This is a genomic window from Bacillus sp. VA15 (assembly GCF_055721145.1).
Window position 1 is genome coordinate 348,713 of sequence record NZ_JBVQPQ010000002.1, and the last position, 18,323, is coordinate 367,035.

Here is an 18,323-nt window from a genome sequence, read left to right on the forward strand (position 1 = left end):
CTCCCCTCAAGTATTATAGTGGATTCGTTTTTAAAAAACTAGAGAAACTATGATGAAATTTTTGAGAAAAAAACTTACATCACCATTCCGCCGTCAATATGAAGCGTTTGGCCAGTCATGTAACGAGCTCCCTCTGAAGCAAGGAACGTGACAACGCTGCTGACGTCACCAGGTTCGCCAAAGCGTGCGAGCGGAATTTGTTTCAGCATTTCGTCTTGAACGTCTTTTGCAAGCTTATCTGTCATATCAGTTGAGATAAATCCAGGCGCAATCGCATTTACAGTAATATTGCGGCTTGCGAGCTCTTTAGCAGAAGATTTTGTTAAACCGATCACGCCGGCTTTTGCAGCCACGTAGTTGGCTTGTCCAGGATTTCCGCTGACGCCGACGATAGACGATACGTTAATAATCCGGCCTGAACGCTGTTTCATCATTTGTCTTGTAACAGCTTTCGTGCAGTTGAAAACACCCTTCAGGTTAATGTTAATGACATCATCCCATTCATCTTCTTTCATTCTCATGATGAGATTGTCTCTTGTGATTCCGGCATTATTAACTAGAATATCAATCGTAGAAAAAACAGAAAGCGTTTCTTTTATCATGTTTTGTACATCTTCGGGATTTGATACATCCGCTTTGACAGCAATTGCTTTTCTGCCCATTGATTTGATTTCATCTACCACTTCATTTGCTTTCGCTTCATTGCCGGAGTAGTTGACGACAACGTTCGCGCCGCTTTTTGCCAGGTCAAGGGCGATTGAGCGGCCGATTCCGCGGGATGCGCCAGTGACAATAGCTGTTTTGTCATTAAGCATTTTCATTCTCCTCCTTAAGCGTTTGAATTGCCAGCTCGATCGTTTCCGGATCTGATACAGCAATTGTTTTTAAGCGTCTGTTTACTTTTTTTACAAGGCCTGAAAGCACTTTTCCGGGACCGATTTCAACAAAAGTCGTCACACCCTCTGCAATCAGCTTGTTAATGCTTTCCTCAAAACGAACCGGAGAGTAAAGCTGCTCAATGAGTTTCTCTTTGATTTCTGCTTTTTCAGTCATGACATCAGCAGAAACATTTGAGATGACCGGAACGCCAGCGTCTTTTATATCACAGGAGTCCAATACTTCTTTCAGCTTTTCAGCAGCAGGCTTCATCAGTTCGGAATGGAACGGACCGCTTACTTCAAGCGGAATGGCGCGTTTTGCACCGTTCTCTTTTGCCTGTTCAGATGCAAGCTCTACACCTTTGGCTGTTCCGGAAATAACGATTTGTCCAGGACAGTTGAGATTTGCAAGCTGTACAAGGTGGCCTTCCTCCGTGACTTTATCGGTTACTTGCTTTAATGCTTCGGCATCCATGCCAAGAATCGCAGCCATAGCTCCTTCGCCAGCCGGCACTGCTTCATTCATAAACTCTCCGCGTTTTCTGACGGTATAAACAGCATCTTTGAAAGATAGTGCGCCAGATGCAACCAGTGCGGAATATTCACCAAGGCTGTGTCCTGCTGTGAAATCAGGTGTAATGCCTGATTCTTTAAATTTCTCAAGAACAGCAATGCTTGTCGTCAGTAAAGCAGGCTGCGCATTGTATGTAAGTGTTAACTCTTTAGCATCACCTTCAAAAATCAGTGAGCTGAGTTTTGTTTCCAATGTTTCATCCGCTTCATCGAACAGACGCTTTGCAGCAGGCACCTGCTCATAAAGCTCTTTTCCCATGCCGATAAATTGTGATCCTTGACCCGGGAATAAAAATGCAATCTTACTCATGATGTAAAAACCTCCAGACTACTCATCTGTTTTTTCTTCTTTAACTTCTTCCTGAATGAGCGCAGCCACATTTTGGGTGACCATCTCTCTTGCTTGACGAATCGCATGAAATACAGCATTCGAATCTGAAGAGCCGTGCGCCTTGATCACAGGCGCTTTTAAGCCGAAAAGACTTGCTCCGCCATAATTCGAATACTCCATTTTCATTTTCATTTCTTTCAACTTTGGCTTCAGCACAGCTGCTGCAAGCTTTGATGTGAGATTAGACGTCATTACTTCTCTCATCATTTTAAAAATAGATAACGCAGAACCTTCCAGCGTTTTGAGTGTAACATTCCCGGTAAAGCCGTCTGTTACTACAACATCCGCCACATCATCTAAAAGGTCTCGTGCTTCCACATTTCCGATAAAATTGATGTTTGCTGTTTCTTTTAACATTTGAAACGTCTGCTTCGTCAGTTCGTTTCCTTTTTTATCTTCTGTTCCGACATTTAAAAGCCCGACTCTCGGTGAAGTGACACCGCGCACTTGCTGAGAATAAACAGAACCCATGATGGCGTATTGAACAAGGTGCTCCGGTTTGGCATCGACATTGGCGCCGACATCAAGGAGAAGAAATCCGTCTCCTGAAACGGTCGGAAGTGTCGGGGCAAGCGCCGGGCGGTCAATCCCTTTAATTCTTCCGACGATAAACAGACCGGCTGTCATTAACGCACCGGTATTCCCTGCTGAGATGCAGGCGTCAGCTCTGTTTTCGGCAACTTCCTGCGCCATAAGGACCATAGATGAGTTCTTTTTTCTTCGCACGGCGCGGACCGGTTCATCCGTAGGCTCAATCACTTCATCTGCGTGCAGCACCGTGATGCGATCTGATGTTGTTGTTAAATGTGATTCTATCGTTGTTTTGTCACCGACAAGTGTGATATGGAGATCATCAAATGCCTCTATACCTTTTATAACTCCGTCAATAACGGCTTTGGGAGCGTGGTCTCCTCCCATTGCATCTACAGATATTCTCATGCATGCTCCACCTTTATGAATGTTTTGAACGGTACATGTCAAAATGTCCAGAAAAAACAATTTCTTCGCCGACATAGCTGTTCACTTCGACAACTGTTCTTCCTTTTTCTTTTTCGACCGCCGTCACTTTCGCTTTCGCTACGACACGTTCACCCTGCTTTACCTGTCTTGTAAAGCGGATGTCTGCACTTGCAGTCAGCGCCAGCTCGTCATCAATGACTGCAACAGCCAAGGAATTCGCCTGCGCAAATAAATGGTGGCCTCTCGCAATCTGATTCCGGCTGAACACATGCTCCTGTTTTATTTCTAAAATGGATATCGCCTGATCATCCAGCTCAAGGTCAATAATCTCTCCGATAACTTCATCAAGTGACAGGGATTTCACTTCATCTTCAAGTGTTTTCTCTGCCACGTTCTTAATTCTTTCTCTCAGCTCCGGTATGGAAAGCTCTAAGCGGTCCAAACGTATCGTCTGGATACTCACCCCAAATTTACCCGCTAATTCTTCATCTGTAATAAAGGGGGTTACTTGAATCGTCTGCTGAAGTAATTCCTGGCGTTCTCTCTTATTTCTTCTCATATCTAAACACCATCCGGACAATTAAGACTAGGTACTAATAGTAGTATATAATTTCATAGATTGGAATGCAACGATTGTTTCTGACTGAACACCAAAAACTTCTGGTGCTCAGCTTAATTTTTCCCCGTCCATTACTCCGCTCTTCAGCAATTGCTCTCTCAGCACACCATATTCCGGCTCCTTCCAGAACGCATCAGAAGCCACAAGATTCGCAGCATCCTGCCTTGCCGTTTCAAGTGCTCTGTAATCATGAACCATGTCCGCCACCTTGAATTCAGGCATTCCGCTTTGTTTTTTCCCGAAGAAATCTCCCGGGCCTCTCAGTTCCAGATCCTTTTCAGACAACTCGAAGCCATCATTGGTCTCGGACATGATTCTCATCCGTTCTTTCCCTGTTTCTGATTTAGGATCGGCCATCAGAATACAGAAAGACTGGTGCTCGCCCCGTCCGACACGGCCGCGCAGCTGGTGAAGCTGTGACAGCCCAAAACGGTCGGCGTCATAAATCACCATGATGGTTGCATTCGGAACATTCACGCCAACCTCCACCACAGTGGTTGATACGAGAATTTGACACTGATTTGCGCTGAATTCTCTCATGACCTGATCTTTTTCATCGGAATGCAGCTTTCCGTGCATAAGGCCGACGTTCCATTTCCCCCGGAAAATCTCAGAAAGCATATTGTACACGTCAATGGCGTTTTGCACATCAAGCTTGTCTGATTCTTCAATCAGCGGGCAGATGATATAAGCCTGTCTGCCCTGCTTTAATTCTTTTTCGACAAATGCCAAAATACGGTCCAGCATATCATGCTTTACCCAATAGGTTTCGATTTGTTTTCGTCCCGCCGGCATTTCATCTATGACAGATACATCCATTTCTCCGAACACTGTGATGGCTAACGTTCTTGGGATTGGAGTGGCTGTCATAAAGAGAACATCGGGATCCTGCCCTTTGTTCCGAAGCTTTTTACGCTGCTCAACTCCAAATCGATGCTGCTCATCTGTAATGACAAGACTTAACGCCTTAAACTCCACCTCATCCTGAATTAAAGCGTGGGTTCCTACAAGAATATCAATCTCTCCCGCCTCAAGACGTTCAAGCAGTTCTTTTCGCCGCTTCCCTTTAACAGAGCTTGTCAAAAGGGCGACACTGACATCCCACTTTTCAAATAGTGAAACGAGCGAATCCGCATGCTGTTCCGCCAGAATTTCTGTCGGTACCATGAGCGCTCCCTGATATCCGGATAGGATCGCGGCATACAGCGCAATGGCGGCGACTGCCGTTTTTCCTGATCCAACGTCCCCTTGAAGAAGACGGTTCATTCTGTATGAAGAAGACATGTCTGCTGTTATTTCGCGAAGCACGCGCGACTGGGCGTTTGTGAGGGGAAACGGGAGGCTTTTGATAAATCTCATGAGTTCTTCGTTTGAAAAACGCTGCCGTATCCCTTGTGTCTGCTCTCTTTCCGCCTTTCGGAACGCCTGCATTTTCAACTGAAACAACAAAAATTCTTCGTAAACAAACCGGCGTCTGGCAAGCTTTAACGCTTCTCTTGTTTCAGGCTGGTGCATTGCTTTTAACGCCTGCTGATAGTCCGGCAGCTTATAGCGTGTTTTTAGCTTTTCCGGAAGAGGATCTAAAAGTGCATCTGCATATTGAGTCAGCGCCTGCTGAATAAAGCGTCTCATCATTTTGACGGTAACATTTTCTTTCACAGAATACACTGGTTCAATGCTCTTATCCTCTTGGTGCGGACCGTTCTTCAACTCCTGAACAGAGATGGTTTGGCGGTGCTTGTCCCATTTACCGGAGACCGTCACGACAGAACCCAGAGAAAGCTTTTTCTTCAAATAAGGCCGGTTGAAACATACGGCTGTAACTAAATAGTGGCCGACGAGAACCCTAAATGTCAGCCTGTTTCGTTTCTTTCCGTAATAGGTAAGAGAAGGCTCTGAATGAACCTTCCCTTCGACTGTAACTCTTTCATCATGCTTTACTTCTTCTAAATCCCTCAGCTCGTAGTCATCATAGCGATAAGGGAAATAATTCAGAAGATCAGAAATGTCATAAATACCGAGTTCATTCAATGTTTTTTCTGTTTCCGGCCCAATACCCTTAATGTTAGCTATACTAGTTTGCTGATGTTGTTTCACTTGAACCTAGCGCTCCTCCGAAAATTTTTTTCTCTAATTCTCTTCCTGTCGGTGTTGCTGCCAAACCGCCCTGGCCTGTTTCTCTAAGTGCAGTAGGCATCGTCTGGCCAATTTTATACATGGCATCGATAACCTCATCACATGGAATGCGGCTTGTAATGCCTGCCAATGCCATATCAGCAGCAATCATCGCATTTGACGCGCCCATTGCATTCCGTTTCACGCAAGGTACTTCAACAAGCCCCGCAACAGGATCGCACACTAGGCCGAGCATATTTTTTAATGTAATGGCCATGGCCTCCGCGCTTTGTTCGGGTGTTCCCCCTGCCATTTCAACAATCGCCGCAGCTGCCATGCCTGAGGCTGATCCAACCTCTGCCTGACATCCTCCGGCGGCGCCGGAAATACTTGCGTTATTAGCCACGACAAATCCGAAAGCACCGGCTGTAAATAAAAAGCGGATCATTTGTTCTCTTGTTGGGTTCAGCTTTTCTTTTACAGCAAATAACGTGCCAGGCACCACACCGGCAGAACCTGCAGTCGGTGTCGCACAGATCGTTCCCATGGCTGCATTTACTTCATTTGTTGCAACAGCTTTCGATACAGCATCCAAAATTAGCGGGCCAGACAGGCTTTTACCTGATCGAATGTAGGCCTGTAATTTAACGGCGTCACCGCCTGTTAAGCCCGTTTGGCTCGTAACTCCCTCGAGTCCTTTCTGAACCGCAGCTTCCATAACAGTCAGATTGTGATCCATCTGCTGAAAAATCTCTTCTTTTGTTTTTTCTGTTACTTCCATCTCTTGTGCGATCATTACATCAGAGATGGATATTTGCTTTTCTTTAGTAATCTCAATTAATTCCTTTACATTACGAAACATAGCTGGCTCCTCCTGACCTTTCGCTAGTCAGCAATCTTTGTCACTTGAATAATATTCGGCAGTTTCGACAGCTCGTCGAGAACGTGGTCGTCAATATTTTGATCGACCTCTATTGTCATCAGCGCGAGCTGGCCGATATCCTTTCGGGCTACTTCCATATGTCCTACGTTGATTGAAAATTTCGCCAGAACATTGGCAACACCGGCAATTGTGCCAAACTTGTCATTATGAACAACTAATATGGCCGGGTGATTTGCTGACAGCCGGAGTTCAAAACCATTTAATTCTGTGATTTCAATCTTTCCTCCGCCAATCGAAATACCCGTCAGCTCAAGCTCTCCCTTTTCATCAGAAATGGTGATTTTGGCTGTGTTCGGATGGACTGGGACAGCGTCTTCAACCCTAAACTCTATATCAATTCCTTTATCTTCTGCAATTTGTATAGCGGTTTTAATCCGTTCGTCGAATGTATCAAAATCAAGCAATCCGCCGATAATCGCGACATCTGTGCCGTGGCCTTTATACGTTTCCGCAAAAGAGCCGTAAAAGGATACAATGATGCACTCAGGCTCTCTGCCAAATAAACTTCTGGCCACTCTCCCGATTCTCGCCGCTCCCGCGGTATGCGAGCTGGACGGACCGATCATCACCGGGCCGATAATATCAAAAACGCTTCTGTATTTCATGCTATTCCTCCTTATGAACCAGAGCTTATAAGCGCTTTGCTTCTAGACTAATTGATCAGATATAAATTGGCAAGCGGGCGCGTTACAGCGCTGCCGCACTTAAAAGCAGACATAAGAATAGAAGGGCAAATTGCCCTTCTATTCTGCAGAAACTATATATGAATACAGCGGCTGTTTTCCGTTGTGGATCTCAACCTCAATCTCCTCGTACTTTTCACTAAGAAACGCTTCAAGCTCCTCAGCTTCTTCCTGAGACGCATCCTCACCATATAGGATGGTGACAATTTCGTCGTCTTCTCCGATCATTTCTGACAACAGCATTTTCGCGGCTGACAGCTGATCTTCAGCAGTGCCGATAATCGTTCCATTCAGAATCCCCATAAAGTCGCCTTTTTTAATGTCTTTGCCGTCAATGTGAGTATCTCTGACTGAATACGTCACCTGCCCGCTTTTTACTTGCTGAATGGCGCTGAGCATATTGCCTTCGTTCGCTTCAGCTTCTTGATCCGGATTAAATGCCAGCAGGGCTGACATCCCTTGCGGAACCGTTTTGGACGGTATGACAAAAACCTGTTCATCCATTACGCTGGCCGCTTGATTAGCCGCCATGATAATGTTGGAGTTATTTGGTAAGATAAACACCGTTTCTGCATTTAGAGATTTCACAGCCTCGACAATATCCTCAGTGCTCGGGTTCATAGTCTGTCCGCCTTCAATTACAACAGAAGCGCCGATGCTTTTGAATAAGTCAGAAATGCCTTCTCCCATCGCCACAGTTACAATGCCATACGGCTGCTTTGCCGGCGGTTTTTCGTTGTCAGCAGGCTTGCTTTCTTGACTGATGATGGAGGTATGCTGTTCTCTCATATTTTCTATTTTAATTTTGATTAATTCACCGTAATGCTGGGCATAGTTTAATACATTTCCCGGCTCTTCAGCATGAATATGCACCTTCGCCAGTGATTCATCCGCAATAACTAACAGAGAATCACCAAACTGGCTGAGGTCTTGTCTGAACGTACCTTCGTCGAATTCTCGTTTTGTCTGATCGAGCCTTACCATCACTTCGGTACAAAAACCAAATTCAATATCTTCGGTATTCATCAGGCTTTGCGCACTCTTATGATGCTCTGCGCTGACCATGTCATCAAGTGACGGAAGAACAGCTTTCTGAGGCACAGTTTCACCTTTTAATGAAGCAAGGAAACCTTCATACACACAAAGCAGGCCTTTGCCGCCGCTGTCGACGACTCCTACTTCCTTCAGGACAGGAAGCAATTCAGGGGTCCGGTTTAAAGACGCCTCTGCTTCTTCTGTCACTGCAGTCATTAGCATTGTGATATCGGTTTCTTTTTCTGCCAGGGTTATCGCTTTTTTCGCAGCGTCTTTTGCAACTGTTAAAATGGTGCCCTCTACAGGTTTCATGACAGCTTTATACGCCATATCAACACCTGCTTGCAGCGCAGCAGCAAACTCCAGTGCATTAATTTCTTTTTTTGTTTCAATGCTTTTACTGAATCCACGGAACAATTGGGACAGGATCACTCCTGAATTTCCGCGTGCTCCCATGAGCAGTCCTTTAGATAACGCGGAGCCCACCTTCCCGATATCATCCGTATTCATTTGCTCCACTTCTCTAGCTCCGGAAGTCATCGACAGATTCATGTTTGTTCCAGTATCGCCGTCCGGCACCGGAAACACGTTCAGCGCATCAACCGCACTCGCATTTTGAGACAGATTCTGCGCTCCCGCAAGAATCATCTCGGCAAAGGTTCTGCCGTCTAATGTTCTGATAGACAATCCTACTCCTCCTAACTACGGGTTCGTCACTCGGACACCTTGGACATAAATATTAACAGAGTCCACTTCCAGTCCGATGGTTTGATTTACTGTGTACTTTACTTTTGTTTGGACATTATGTGCCACTTCAGAAATTTTCGTGCCATAGCTGACAATGATATACATGTCAATATGTATCTGTTCTCCTTCTTGGCGAACTTGGACACCCCTGCTGAAATTCTCTTTCCGAAGGATTTCAGTCAGTCCGTCTTTAATCTGGTTTTTAGAGGCCATGCCGACAATGCCGTAACAATCAATCGCCGCGCCTCCTGCAACCATCGCAATGACTTCATTAGATATATCAATCTGTCCGTACTTCGTTCTTAATTCAATGGACACACTAGTTCCTCCTTCGAATGCATAGAGTTACAGCTATTCTACTATATGGTTTCCATTATGAAAAGAAAAGACCTGGCTATTGCTGCCCGTCCCTCTACATATACTATAGCGCCGCTGTTTCTGCAAGATGTCAAGTGAATTTTCTTGAAAGATGATGAAACAATAGTTGCAAACGTTTTTTAGCTGTGGTAAATTATTTAAAGTATCCATATCGAAAGCATCTAAGACCATATGAATGTTAAAAAGTAGATGTTTTGTGCAAGTGAGGAGGGAAACAAATGGCACGTAAATGCGTTATCACAGGTAAAAAAACAACAGCTGGGAATAACCGTTCTCACGCAATGAACGCTTCTAAGCGCACTTGGGGCGCGAATCTTCAAAAGGTTCGTATCCTTGTGAACGGAAAACCTAAAAAAGTATATGTATCTGCTCGAGCTTTGAAATCCGGTAAAGTTGAGCGTGTATAACAAAATGAACGCCTGCCTCGATAAGTGGCAGGCGTTTTTATGTGGTGAAAGAGGGCTTTGAACCCCTGGGCATTAATCTTTTCTAAATGAGCCCAGCATCGCCCGGACAATTCCTCCTAAAAACTTCGGCAATTTAATGGTGTAAAATTTCATTTTTGTCCCCTCCTATAACGTCCCGTAACCGCCTGTTCATTGATTTCAGCAAATGAATGAAAGCACATGCTAATCCGTGCTTCTTATCATTATTAATATGCCTTTTGCAAACGAAAAAGTACCTCGTGAATGAATGAGTTCGTTACTAATACATAGTGTTGAACCGAGCATAATATGACACTTATTTAGCGGATATTTAAAACCAGTCAGGGTCAGCTCATGTATTTCTTCGGAAAACGGTATGAAGGAGATATATCGCTTGTTTTCATCCTTCTCAATATCATATTCACCGGGAGGGAACATTTGAATATGATTTTGTTTGTCTATCAGCCTAATTTTTATATTCGTTTTTACACCTCTGTACAGAAGCTGAATGTTGCCTAAAAAATGATCAGCTCTGCCGCCTGTAATGCCGAAGATCTGAATGATATCCGGCTGTTTTTCCAGCGCCCAATCAAGGGCGAGGTCTAAATCTGTTTGATCTTTTTCTGCTTGATACACATGGAGTGCGGGAGCGGCTTTTTGAATTCGGAGACGTTCTTGCTCTGTTATGCTGTCAAAATCTCCAAAGGCTTCATCAGGAATGATCCCGGCATCTAAAAGAGTGACGGTGCCTTTGTCAACACCGATCCAAAGGATGTGCTCAGCCATATAGCCGGTTAGTTCAGGAATGAGATCTTTAGGGCCTCCCGCAACGATATTGATTGTTTTCATCTCTGATTCCTTTCTCTGCATACAGGAAAAAGAGCTTAGGCTCTGTACGCCCAGCTCTTTTTTTGCTGCTTATTTACTTCCTCTGATTTCAGAAATTGCTTTTTTGCGGTCGGACTGGCCATAAACAGCTGAACCGGCAACGAGTAAATTTGCACCCGCTTCAATAACTAACGGAGCAGTTTCCTTGTTGACGCCGCCGTCTACTTCAATTAACAGATCTTTTTTTCCTCTTTCATCCGCCATTCGCTTAACCTCTTTGATTTTAGGAAGGACGGAATGAATAAATTTCTGCCCCCCAAATCCTGGGTTCACCGTCATTAAAAGAACAAGATCAAGGTCGTCGAAAACATGCTCGATGACTTGTACAGGCGTATGCGGGTTTAGAACAACACCGGCCTTTACACCCTGCTCTTTAATAAGCTGGATGGTACGGTGCAGGTGCGGACATGCCTCAGCATGCACAGACAGGATATCTGCGCCCGCTTTTGCGAAAGCTGGGATGTAACGATCCGGCTCTTCTATCATTAAATGAACATCAAGCGGCAGATCTGTTACCGGACGGACAGCTTCTACAATCAGCGGACCGATCGTGATATTCGGGACAAAATGGCCGTCCATGACATCAATATGAATACAATCGGCTCCGCCCTTTTCTACATCTTTAATCTCATTGCCTAAAGCGGCAAAATCAGCGGAAAGAATAGATGGTGCAACCTTTATCATTATGCTAATACCTCGGCTTTCTGTCTTTAATCTCCGTCATAAATTCAACATAATGGTCATAGCGGTACTGCTTTAATTCCCCGTCTTCAACGGCTTGTTTCACCGCACATTTCGGCTCTTTTAGGTGTAAACAGCCTCTAAATTTGCATGAAGAGCTTTTTTCTCTAATATCAGGGAAGGTATAGCCAAGCTCTTCTTCCTCAATGTCTGTAAATTCAAGCGAGCTGAATCCCGGAGTATCCGCAACCAAGCCTCCGGACGTGTGAATCAGCTCCACGTGGCGAGTTGTGTGTTTCCCGCGGCCCAAATGCTCAGAAATCTCGTTTGTTTTTAAACCGAGCTCCGGACTAATCGCGTTGAGGAGCGAGGATTTTCCAACACCGGACTGACCTGCAAATACCGTTGTTTTGTCCTGAAAATGCGGGATGATATCCGCTAAACTGTCTTGGTCCTTAGAGGAGGTGAGATACACGTCATAACCAATATTCCGGTAGTCTTCTGCATAGGCTTGAATCGCATCTTGTGTATCTTGATCTTCAATCAGATCCATTTTTGTAATGCATATAATCGGCTGAATATCATTGGCCTCAACGAGAACCAAGAAGCGGTCGAGCAATGCCGTGCTGAAAGAAGGCTGAACCGCTGAGAAAACAAGGACCGCTTGATCAACGTTGCAAATTGGCGGCCTGATCAGCTCATTGGTTCTTTCTTTAATTTCTAATAGATATCCCTCTTTGTCATTTTCAGCTTGATACACAACGTAATCACCGACAAGAGGGGTAATTTTGTTCTTTCTGAAAATGCCTCTTCCTCTGCATTGTATTACTTTATCTGAATCCTCTGATTCATCCAGTACATAGTAAAAGCCGCTTAGCGCCTTAATAATTTTGCCCTCAGGCATATTTTCCCTCCTTGTTATTCATCTTTCGGATATTCAATGGTTTTGTAGCTGACGACTTTATTGTTTACCATCACTTGATAATACCCTTTTTGGCCAGGTTCAATCTTTAGTTCGATCGTCCGTTCAGTCGGCTCTTTTATCTTAAATTCTTCGTAAGAGTCAGAGATACTGTGATCTGCATCATCAATCGCGATTTGCACTTCAAGCTCGACCCCTTCATTTTCTGGCTCGTAGGGGATCTCGACCTTTTCTTTTACTGTTTTCGCAGGTTTTTTCTCAGGTCCCAGAGAGAATGTCACTTCAACTTCGTTTCCCGGCTTTACTGCCGTTCCTGCTGCTGGTTTTTGTTTGACAACCTGTCCTTCTGGAATGTCATCTGAGTATGCTTCTTTTTCGATCAGCTTCAGTCCGTTGTCTTCCAGATATCCAGACGCTGCTTCTTTACTGTAAGTTTTCAAGTCTCTAAGCGTAATGTCTTCGGGCCCGATACTGACTGTGAGTTTGATTGAATCTTCACTCGGTACAAGTTCAGTCCCTGCTGACGGATTCTGTTCAATGACAGTGCCAGCGCTTTTCTCGTCGTTCACTTCATTCACCGTTACATGTTTAAACCCTTGGTCCTTTAAGGCTTTTTTTGCCTGATCGACCGTTTGGCCTGTTACATCACCGATCTCTGTTTTAGCTTTTCCGGTGCTCTTATAAAGCGTGACCGTTGCTCCTTCTTTCACTGTCGAATCCGCTTTAGGATCCGTTTTTACCATCAGGCCTTCTTCAATTTTCTCATCTGAGATTTCCAAAACCTCTGAATCAACCTGCAAACCGTCTTTTTCCAAGAGGTCTGCCGCCTTTTCGTATTCCATTCCGGAGACATCAGGTATTTTGACATCTTCAGGCATAAAAAGCGACGGAAAAACGGTGACAGCGAGAATTCCAGCTGTGATGAAAACGATGCATATCGTGAGCAAAACCCACGGCCACTTTTTTCTTTTGCCGTTTTTCTTTGTTTTGTTGTCTTGGGCGGATGTCAATTCAGCTTCTTTTTCGCCAGCAGCTTTAGCGAGCTCTTCATCTTTAATGATAGGAATCGCTTTTGTCATTTCTTCATCTTCTTGAACCGTAAATCTCTTTTCATTGAGTCTGTCGGCATCAAAAGCTGTTTGGATATCTGCTTCCATGTCTTCAGCCGTTTCGTAGCGATGAAAAGGATCTTTGGCAGTTGCCTTTAGTATGATGTTTTCAACACTTTGGGGTACTGACGGATTCCACCTTCTCGCCGAAGGGGTTTCCGCCTGTAGATGCTTTAAGGCGATGCTGACTGCCGATTCTCCATCAAACGGGATACGGCCGGTTAAGAGCTCGAATAGAACGATTCCAAGCGCATAAATATCCGATTTTTTTGTTGCCAAACCGCCCCGCGCCTGTTCAGGTGATAGGTAATGGACTGAGCCCAGCACAGAATTTGTATGGGTGATTGTGGTCGAGCTTAGTGCTGTCGCAATTCCGAAATCCGTCACTTTGATATTTCCCATGTGGTCAATCAAAATGTTATGCGGCTTAATGTCTCTGTGAACAATCTGATTTTGATGGGCATGAGCAATGGCTGAGACAATTTGCTCCATGATGTTCAGCGCTTCTTTAGGGTGAAGCGGCCCGTTTGCTGTTATGTATTCTTTAAGCGTCATGCCCTCAACGTATTCCATGACAATATAATAAATATCATCTTCCTCGCCCAAATCGTAAATGCTGACAATATTCGGGTGATCGAGGCTTGATGCGGATTGGGCTTCTCTGCGGAAACGCCTGACAAACTCATTGTCGTTCACATAGTCAAACCGCAGGATTTTGATTGCGACTTCACGGTCTAGAATGATATCCTCAGCTAAATACACGTTGGCCATTCCCCCGCCGCCTATAACGCGGAGAATTTGGTAACGCCCGCTGATCCGCTTGCCGATTAGCACTGATCTTCACCCTCTTCAACATGTAAAGCAAGCTCAAGCAAAACTGCTGTAATGTTGTCTTCCCCGCCATTCTGATTGGCTTTGTCCACAAGCAGGTTTACTTTTTCCTGAGGAGCTGAATCGCTTTGCAGGATGTCTTTTAACTCAGTGCCTTCCACTTTATTCGTCAGTCCGTCAGAACATAGAAGCAGTTTGTCCCCGGCTTCAATGTCAAAGGAACGTGTGTCAATGCTGACTGACTGGTCTGTTCCGAGTGCCTTCGTCAACACATTTTTTCGCGGATGATGTTCGGCGTCTTCTCTGGAAATCTCTCCAGTGCGAACCAGTTCATTTACAAGCGAATGATCTTCTGTCACCTGAATGAAATCATCGTCCTGAAGCAAATAGCATCTGCTGTCACCTATATGAGCAACAGAAACCGTTTTCCCCGTAAAAAGCGCACATACAATCGTCGTCCCCATGCCTTGGCATTCTTCATGGGCTTGGGCATGATCGTATATTTTGCTGTTTACCGCAAGAATCTGTTCAATGAGCCATTCTTCACATTCCGAAGGCGCAACTGGAATCGCCTCTGCTTCATTCCATTTCTCCCCCATGGCTTTCACAGCCATCTTGCTTGCAACATCTCCAGCAAGATGGCCGCCCATGCCATCAGCGACAACCGCTAATACAAATTGATCTTTCCCCTTGAATATCCCCGCATCATCTTCATTATGCTGGCGGATTTTTCCTGTATCTGTTTTTAAGGCTGTTAACAACCCTCATCACCTCGTCTCGTCTTGACGCTCCTTCGCGCGAAGCTGACCGCAGGCTGCGTCAATGTCATGGCCTTGCTCTCTTCGGATTGTGACATTTACTCCGCGGGATTTCAGCGTTTTCTCAAAAGCAAAAATCTGATCACGCGGTGTACGCACATAGTCCCGTTCAGGCACGTAGTTTACCGGAATCAAGTTCACGTGGCATTTAATTCCTTCCAATAAGTCAGCAAGCTCTTCAGCGTGCTCAACCTGGTCGTTTACGCCTCCGAACAGCCCGTATTCAAAACTGATACGGCGTCCCGTTTTGTTAATATAATATTTAACGGCTTCCATTAACTCAGGCAGCTTGTATGCTCTGTTAATCGGCATCAAACGGCTTCTGATTTCTGTATTCGGGGCGTGCAGAGAAATCGCAAAGTTAATCTGCATTTGCTGATCAGCGAATTCGTAAATTTTCGGGATGATTCCACTTGTAGAAACCGTAATATGGCGAGCGCCAATATTCAGGCCCTTGTCATGGTTAATGATTTTCAAGAAAGCGAGCATTTCATTAAAGTTATCAAAAGGTTCACCGATTCCCATGATCACGACAGAGCTGACACGTTCATCCGTTTCATCCAGAGCTTTTTGAACTTTGAGTACTTGAGCGACAATTTCACCCGCTTCAAGGTTTCGTTTCAAACCCCCGAGCGTTGACGCGCAGAATGTACAGCCAATACGGCAGCCGACTTGTGTCGTTACACATACAGAATTGCCATACTCGTGTCTCATTAAAACGGTTTCGATTGTATAACCGTCATGAAGCTCGAACAAAAACTTCATCGTACCGTCTTGGGAGGTTTGCTTAACAGCCGTTTTCAGCGTTGTTAACACAAAATAAGTGCTTAATTTCTCACGCAGATCCTTTGACAGGTTTGTCATTTCTTCAAAAGAAGATACGCGTTTTTCATATAGCCATTCAAAGATCTGTGCCGCGCGGAACGGTTTCTCTCCGTTGTCTGTCAGCCATTGTTTGATTTCATCTAATTCAAAAGAATAAATAGACGGACGCTCTGTCCGCAATTCTTTTCTTGCTGTTGTTTTTTTAAGTTCTGCCATTGTTATCCCTTCTTTCTCATGCTGCAAATAAAGAAACCATCTGTTCCGAAATAATGAGGAAGGATTTGCAGCCTTCCATCCCGAACAAAGGGTCTCACCTTTTCGGGCAGCCGCTTTTCAAGAGACAAATCGGGTTCAAAATCAGGATGTTCTTGTATAAACGCATGTATTACTTCATCATTTTCTGTCCGGTCCATTGTACACGTACTGTAGACAAGAGTGCCACCTTTTTTTACTAATGGTGCGATTTCCCTCAAGATCGACAGCTGGATTTCAGCAAGCCGTGCGTTGTCGTCAGGCTTTTTCGTGTATTTCATGTCCGGCTTTCTTCGGATCACGCCAAAACCTGAGCACGGGGCATCGACCAATATCCGGTCAAATTGTCCATTTTCAAACGTTTCTCCTGCTTGTCTCGCATCCATTGTTTTCGCGTCAATGATTGTAAGGCCAAGCCGGTCTGCCGCTTCTTTAATCAGCTTCACTTTATGTTTGTGAAGATCAAGCGATGTAACGCTTCCCTTGTTCTCCATTAATTCTCCGATATGAGCTGACTTTCCGCCGGGCGCAGCACACGCGTCAAGCACCGTTTCACCGGGCTTAGGATCAAGGGCACGGGCGACGAGCATGGAGCTCTCATCCTGGATGGAAACTTCACCGTTTTGGAAGAAATGAGTTCCAGCGATTGACCCCTTTAAGAGCTTCACCGCGTCTTGTGCGAGGTCGCCATTTTCAACTTCGATTCCCTCAGCAGCCATTTGATCAAGCAAATCCGCTCTATCTGCTTTCATTTGATTGACACGCAGTGTCTGCCTCGGCGGAATGAGATGGATGCGGCAAATCTTTTCAGCCGCATCAAATCCATACGCATCCGTCCACTCTTTTACAAGCCATTCCGGATGACTTGTCTCTGTCGCCAACCGGCGGACAGGATCTTCGATGGCGTCAAAGGTTGGAACACCTTCGCGCTGTATGGAACGAAGCACACCGTTGACAAATGAAGCAATGCCCTTGTGTCCGCGGATTTTAGCAATCTCGACCGCTTCATGAATAGCAGCCCTGTCTGGAATTTTCTCCAGATACTCCATTTGATATAAGGATAGGCGAAGAAGCTGAATCACCCACGGCTTTACTTTTTGAGGCTTATTAATAAACGGTTTGAGCATATAATCAAGCGCGATTTTGTTTTGCAATGTCCCGTAGACAAGTTCAGTCAAAAGCCCTCTGTCCTGATCACTCAGTTCATTTGATTTAATGACCGATTTCAGGAGCAGGTTGCTGTATGCCTGGTTTTGTTCTAGTTTGATCAGCGCCTCAAGGGCGATATCACGAACACTATTTTTTTTCATTGTTTACTCCTAACTTTTCACCAGCTTCAACATGAGCGCCGCGCACAAAATCCTCGCCTTTCATGCGTTTTTTGCCGGCTGGCTGAAGTTCGGTTAATAACAGGGCCGTATCGTTACCTGTGGCAACGATAATCCCTTCCTTTTCAACCGCAACGACTGTGCCGGGCTCAGCTTTTGTTGGTGCGGGTGTTTTTTTCGACGCCCACACTTTTAAGTTTTGGCCATTTAGAGTCGTATAGGCAACAGGCCAAGGATTTAACCCGCGGACCTGGTTGTAAAGCTCTTCACCCGTTCTTGACCAGTCGAGCAGCTCTTGCTCTCTTTTGATGTTAGGCGCATATGTCGCTTTCTCTTCATCCTGCTTTTCAGGTGGTATGCTGCCGGCAATGACGTTTGGAACCGTTTCAGATAATAGCTTCGCGCCAGCTACGCTTAATTTATCATGCAGCGTTCCGACATTGTCGGTTTCTTCAATGTCCACTTCCACTTTTGAGATCATATCGCCAGCATCCAATTTTTCTACCATATACATAATAGTAACCCCGGTTTTTTTCTTTCCCTGCAGAATGGAGTAATGGATCGGAGCACCGCCGCGCAATTCCGGCAAAAGAGACGCGTGAACGTTAATGCAGCCGTATTTCGGGCTGTCGAGAAGCTCCTTAGGCAAAATTTGTCCAAATGCTGCTGTTACAATAAGGTCAGGCTTTAATGCCAGCACTTTCTCAATTTCTTCTTTCAATCTCACTTTTTCCGGCTGAAGAACCGGGATGCCGTTACGCATTGCCTCTTCTTTTACCGGAGGAGGAGTTAGCACTTTTTTTCTGCCCTTCGGACGGTCCGGCTGTGTGACGACCCCCACTACTTCATAACCATCCTCTATCAGGGTTCTTAAAACAGGAACTGAAAAATCCGGCGTCCCCATAAATACGATTCTCGTCAT

At 45.1% G+C, this 18,323-nt stretch carries 19 protein-coding genes; 1 reads left to right on the forward strand and 18 read right to left on the reverse strand.

Annotation, left to right across the window (positions count from 1 at the left end; translation table 11 throughout):
- Window positions 1-74: 74 nt before the first annotated feature.
- The 9 genes from fabG to AC0DBE_RS06715 all read right to left on the reverse strand — a co-directional run bounded on the left by fabG (window position 75) and on the right by AC0DBE_RS06715 (window position 9,262).
- Window positions 75-815: a 3-oxoacyl-[acyl-carrier-protein] reductase gene (gene fabG / locus AC0DBE_RS06675; protein WP_014113766.1), complete on the reverse strand. Its 741-nt coding sequence runs from the start codon at window positions 813-815 to the stop codon at window positions 75-77.
- Window positions 808-1,761 carry an ACP S-malonyltransferase gene (gene fabD / locus AC0DBE_RS06680; RefSeq protein WP_014113765.1) on the reverse strand — a complete coding sequence of 318 codons (954 nt, stop codon included), beginning with the start codon at window positions 1,759-1,761 and terminating at the stop codon, window positions 808-810. The genes fabG and fabD overlap by 8 nt, the downstream gene beginning before the upstream one ends.
- Window positions 1,762-1,779: 18 nt before the next feature.
- Complete coding sequence (gene plsX / locus AC0DBE_RS06685) at window positions 1,780-2,781, reverse strand: phosphate acyltransferase PlsX (protein ID WP_014113764.1); 1,002 nt, start codon at window positions 2,779-2,781, stop codon at window positions 1,780-1,782.
- 13 nt (window positions 2,782-2,794) lie between these two features.
- Window positions 2,795-3,361, reverse strand: coding sequence for a transcription factor FapR (gene fapR / locus AC0DBE_RS06690; protein ID WP_014113763.1), 567 nt, complete (start codon window positions 3,359-3,361; stop codon window positions 2,795-2,797).
- 108 nt (window positions 3,362-3,469) lie between these two features.
- The gene (gene recG / locus AC0DBE_RS06695) at window positions 3,470-5,518 is read right to left on the reverse strand and encodes an ATP-dependent DNA helicase RecG (protein WP_014113762.1); all 2,049 of its coding nucleotides are present in this window, start codon (window positions 5,516-5,518) and stop codon (window positions 3,470-3,472) included.
- Window positions 5,496-6,398 (reverse strand): L-serine ammonia-lyase, iron-sulfur-dependent, subunit alpha, encoded by a 903-nt coding sequence (gene sdaAA, locus AC0DBE_RS06700; RefSeq protein ID WP_014113761.1) that lies wholly within the window; start codon window positions 6,396-6,398, stop codon window positions 5,496-5,498. The genes recG and sdaAA overlap by 23 nt, the downstream gene beginning before the upstream one ends.
- Before the next feature lie 23 nt (window positions 6,399-6,421).
- Window positions 6,422-7,084, reverse strand: a complete 663-nt coding sequence (sdaAB, locus tag AC0DBE_RS06705) for an L-serine ammonia-lyase, iron-sulfur-dependent subunit beta (protein WP_472961531.1) — start codon at window positions 7,082-7,084, stop codon at window positions 6,422-6,424.
- A gap of 138 nt (window positions 7,085-7,222) precedes the next feature.
- Window positions 7,223-8,884 carry a DAK2 domain-containing protein gene (locus tag AC0DBE_RS06710; protein ID WP_061187448.1) on the reverse strand — a complete coding sequence of 554 codons (1,662 nt, stop codon included), beginning with the start codon at window positions 8,882-8,884 and terminating at the stop codon, window positions 7,223-7,225.
- A 15-nt stretch (window positions 8,885-8,899) separates the two neighbouring features.
- Entirely contained in the window at window positions 8,900-9,262 is a 363-nt protein-coding gene (locus AC0DBE_RS06715; RefSeq protein WP_003221550.1) for an Asp23/Gls24 family envelope stress response protein, read from the reverse strand.
- 278 nt (window positions 9,263-9,540) lie between these two features.
- Here AC0DBE_RS06715 and rpmB point away from each other — a divergent pair, with 278 nt between their 5' ends.
- Complete coding sequence (gene rpmB / locus AC0DBE_RS06720) at window positions 9,541-9,729, forward strand: 50S ribosomal protein L28 (protein WP_003221548.1); 189 nt, start codon at window positions 9,541-9,543, stop codon at window positions 9,727-9,729.
- 72 nt (window positions 9,730-9,801) lie between these two features.
- Here rpmB and spoVM read toward each other — a convergent pair whose 3' ends face one another.
- From spoVM to fmt, 9 genes are all read right to left on the reverse strand, one after another.
- On the reverse strand, window positions 9,802-9,882 hold the full coding sequence (gene spoVM / locus AC0DBE_RS06725; RefSeq protein WP_003221545.1) for a stage V sporulation protein SpoVM: 81 nt from the start codon (window positions 9,880-9,882) through the stop codon (window positions 9,802-9,804).
- A 69-nt stretch (window positions 9,883-9,951) separates the two neighbouring features.
- Window positions 9,952-10,596 carry a thiamine diphosphokinase gene (locus AC0DBE_RS06730; RefSeq protein ID WP_472961535.1) on the reverse strand — a complete coding sequence of 215 codons (645 nt, stop codon included), beginning with the start codon at window positions 10,594-10,596 and terminating at the stop codon, window positions 9,952-9,954.
- Between the two features lie 69 nt (window positions 10,597-10,665).
- A complete protein-coding gene (gene rpe / locus AC0DBE_RS06735) occupies window positions 10,666-11,319 on the reverse strand; it encodes a ribulose-phosphate 3-epimerase (protein WP_014113757.1) in 654 nt (217 codons plus the stop codon).
- Window positions 11,320-11,323: 4 nt separating this feature from the next.
- Window positions 11,324-12,220 carry a ribosome small subunit-dependent GTPase A gene (gene rsgA, locus AC0DBE_RS06740; protein WP_014113756.1) on the reverse strand — a complete coding sequence of 299 codons (897 nt, stop codon included), beginning with the start codon at window positions 12,218-12,220 and terminating at the stop codon, window positions 11,324-11,326.
- A 14-nt stretch (window positions 12,221-12,234) separates the two neighbouring features.
- A complete protein-coding gene (prkC, locus tag AC0DBE_RS06745) occupies window positions 12,235-14,181 on the reverse strand; it encodes a serine/threonine protein kinase PrkC (RefSeq protein ID WP_242733293.1) in 1,947 nt (648 codons plus the stop codon).
- Window positions 14,175-14,939, reverse strand: a complete 765-nt coding sequence (gene prpC, locus AC0DBE_RS06750) for a protein-serine/threonine phosphatase PrpC (protein ID WP_003221533.1) — start codon at window positions 14,937-14,939, stop codon at window positions 14,175-14,177. Before prpC ends, prkC begins: the two co-directional genes overlap by 7 nt.
- A 6-nt stretch (window positions 14,940-14,945) precedes the next feature.
- The gene (gene rlmN / locus AC0DBE_RS06755; protein ID WP_090557785.1) at window positions 14,946-16,037 is read right to left on the reverse strand and encodes a dual-specificity RNA methyltransferase RlmN; all 1,092 of its coding nucleotides are present in this window, start codon (window positions 16,035-16,037) and stop codon (window positions 14,946-14,948) included.
- 2 nt (window positions 16,038-16,039) lie between these two features.
- Window positions 16,040-17,383, reverse strand: a complete 1,344-nt coding sequence (gene rsmB, locus AC0DBE_RS06760; protein WP_472961539.1) for a 16S rRNA (cytosine(967)-C(5))-methyltransferase RsmB — start codon at window positions 17,381-17,383, stop codon at window positions 16,040-16,042.
- Window positions 17,370-18,323: a methionyl-tRNA formyltransferase gene (fmt, locus tag AC0DBE_RS06765; RefSeq protein WP_472961541.1), complete on the reverse strand. Its 954-nt coding sequence runs from the start codon at window positions 18,321-18,323 to the stop codon at window positions 17,370-17,372. The genes rsmB and fmt overlap by 14 nt, the downstream gene beginning before the upstream one ends.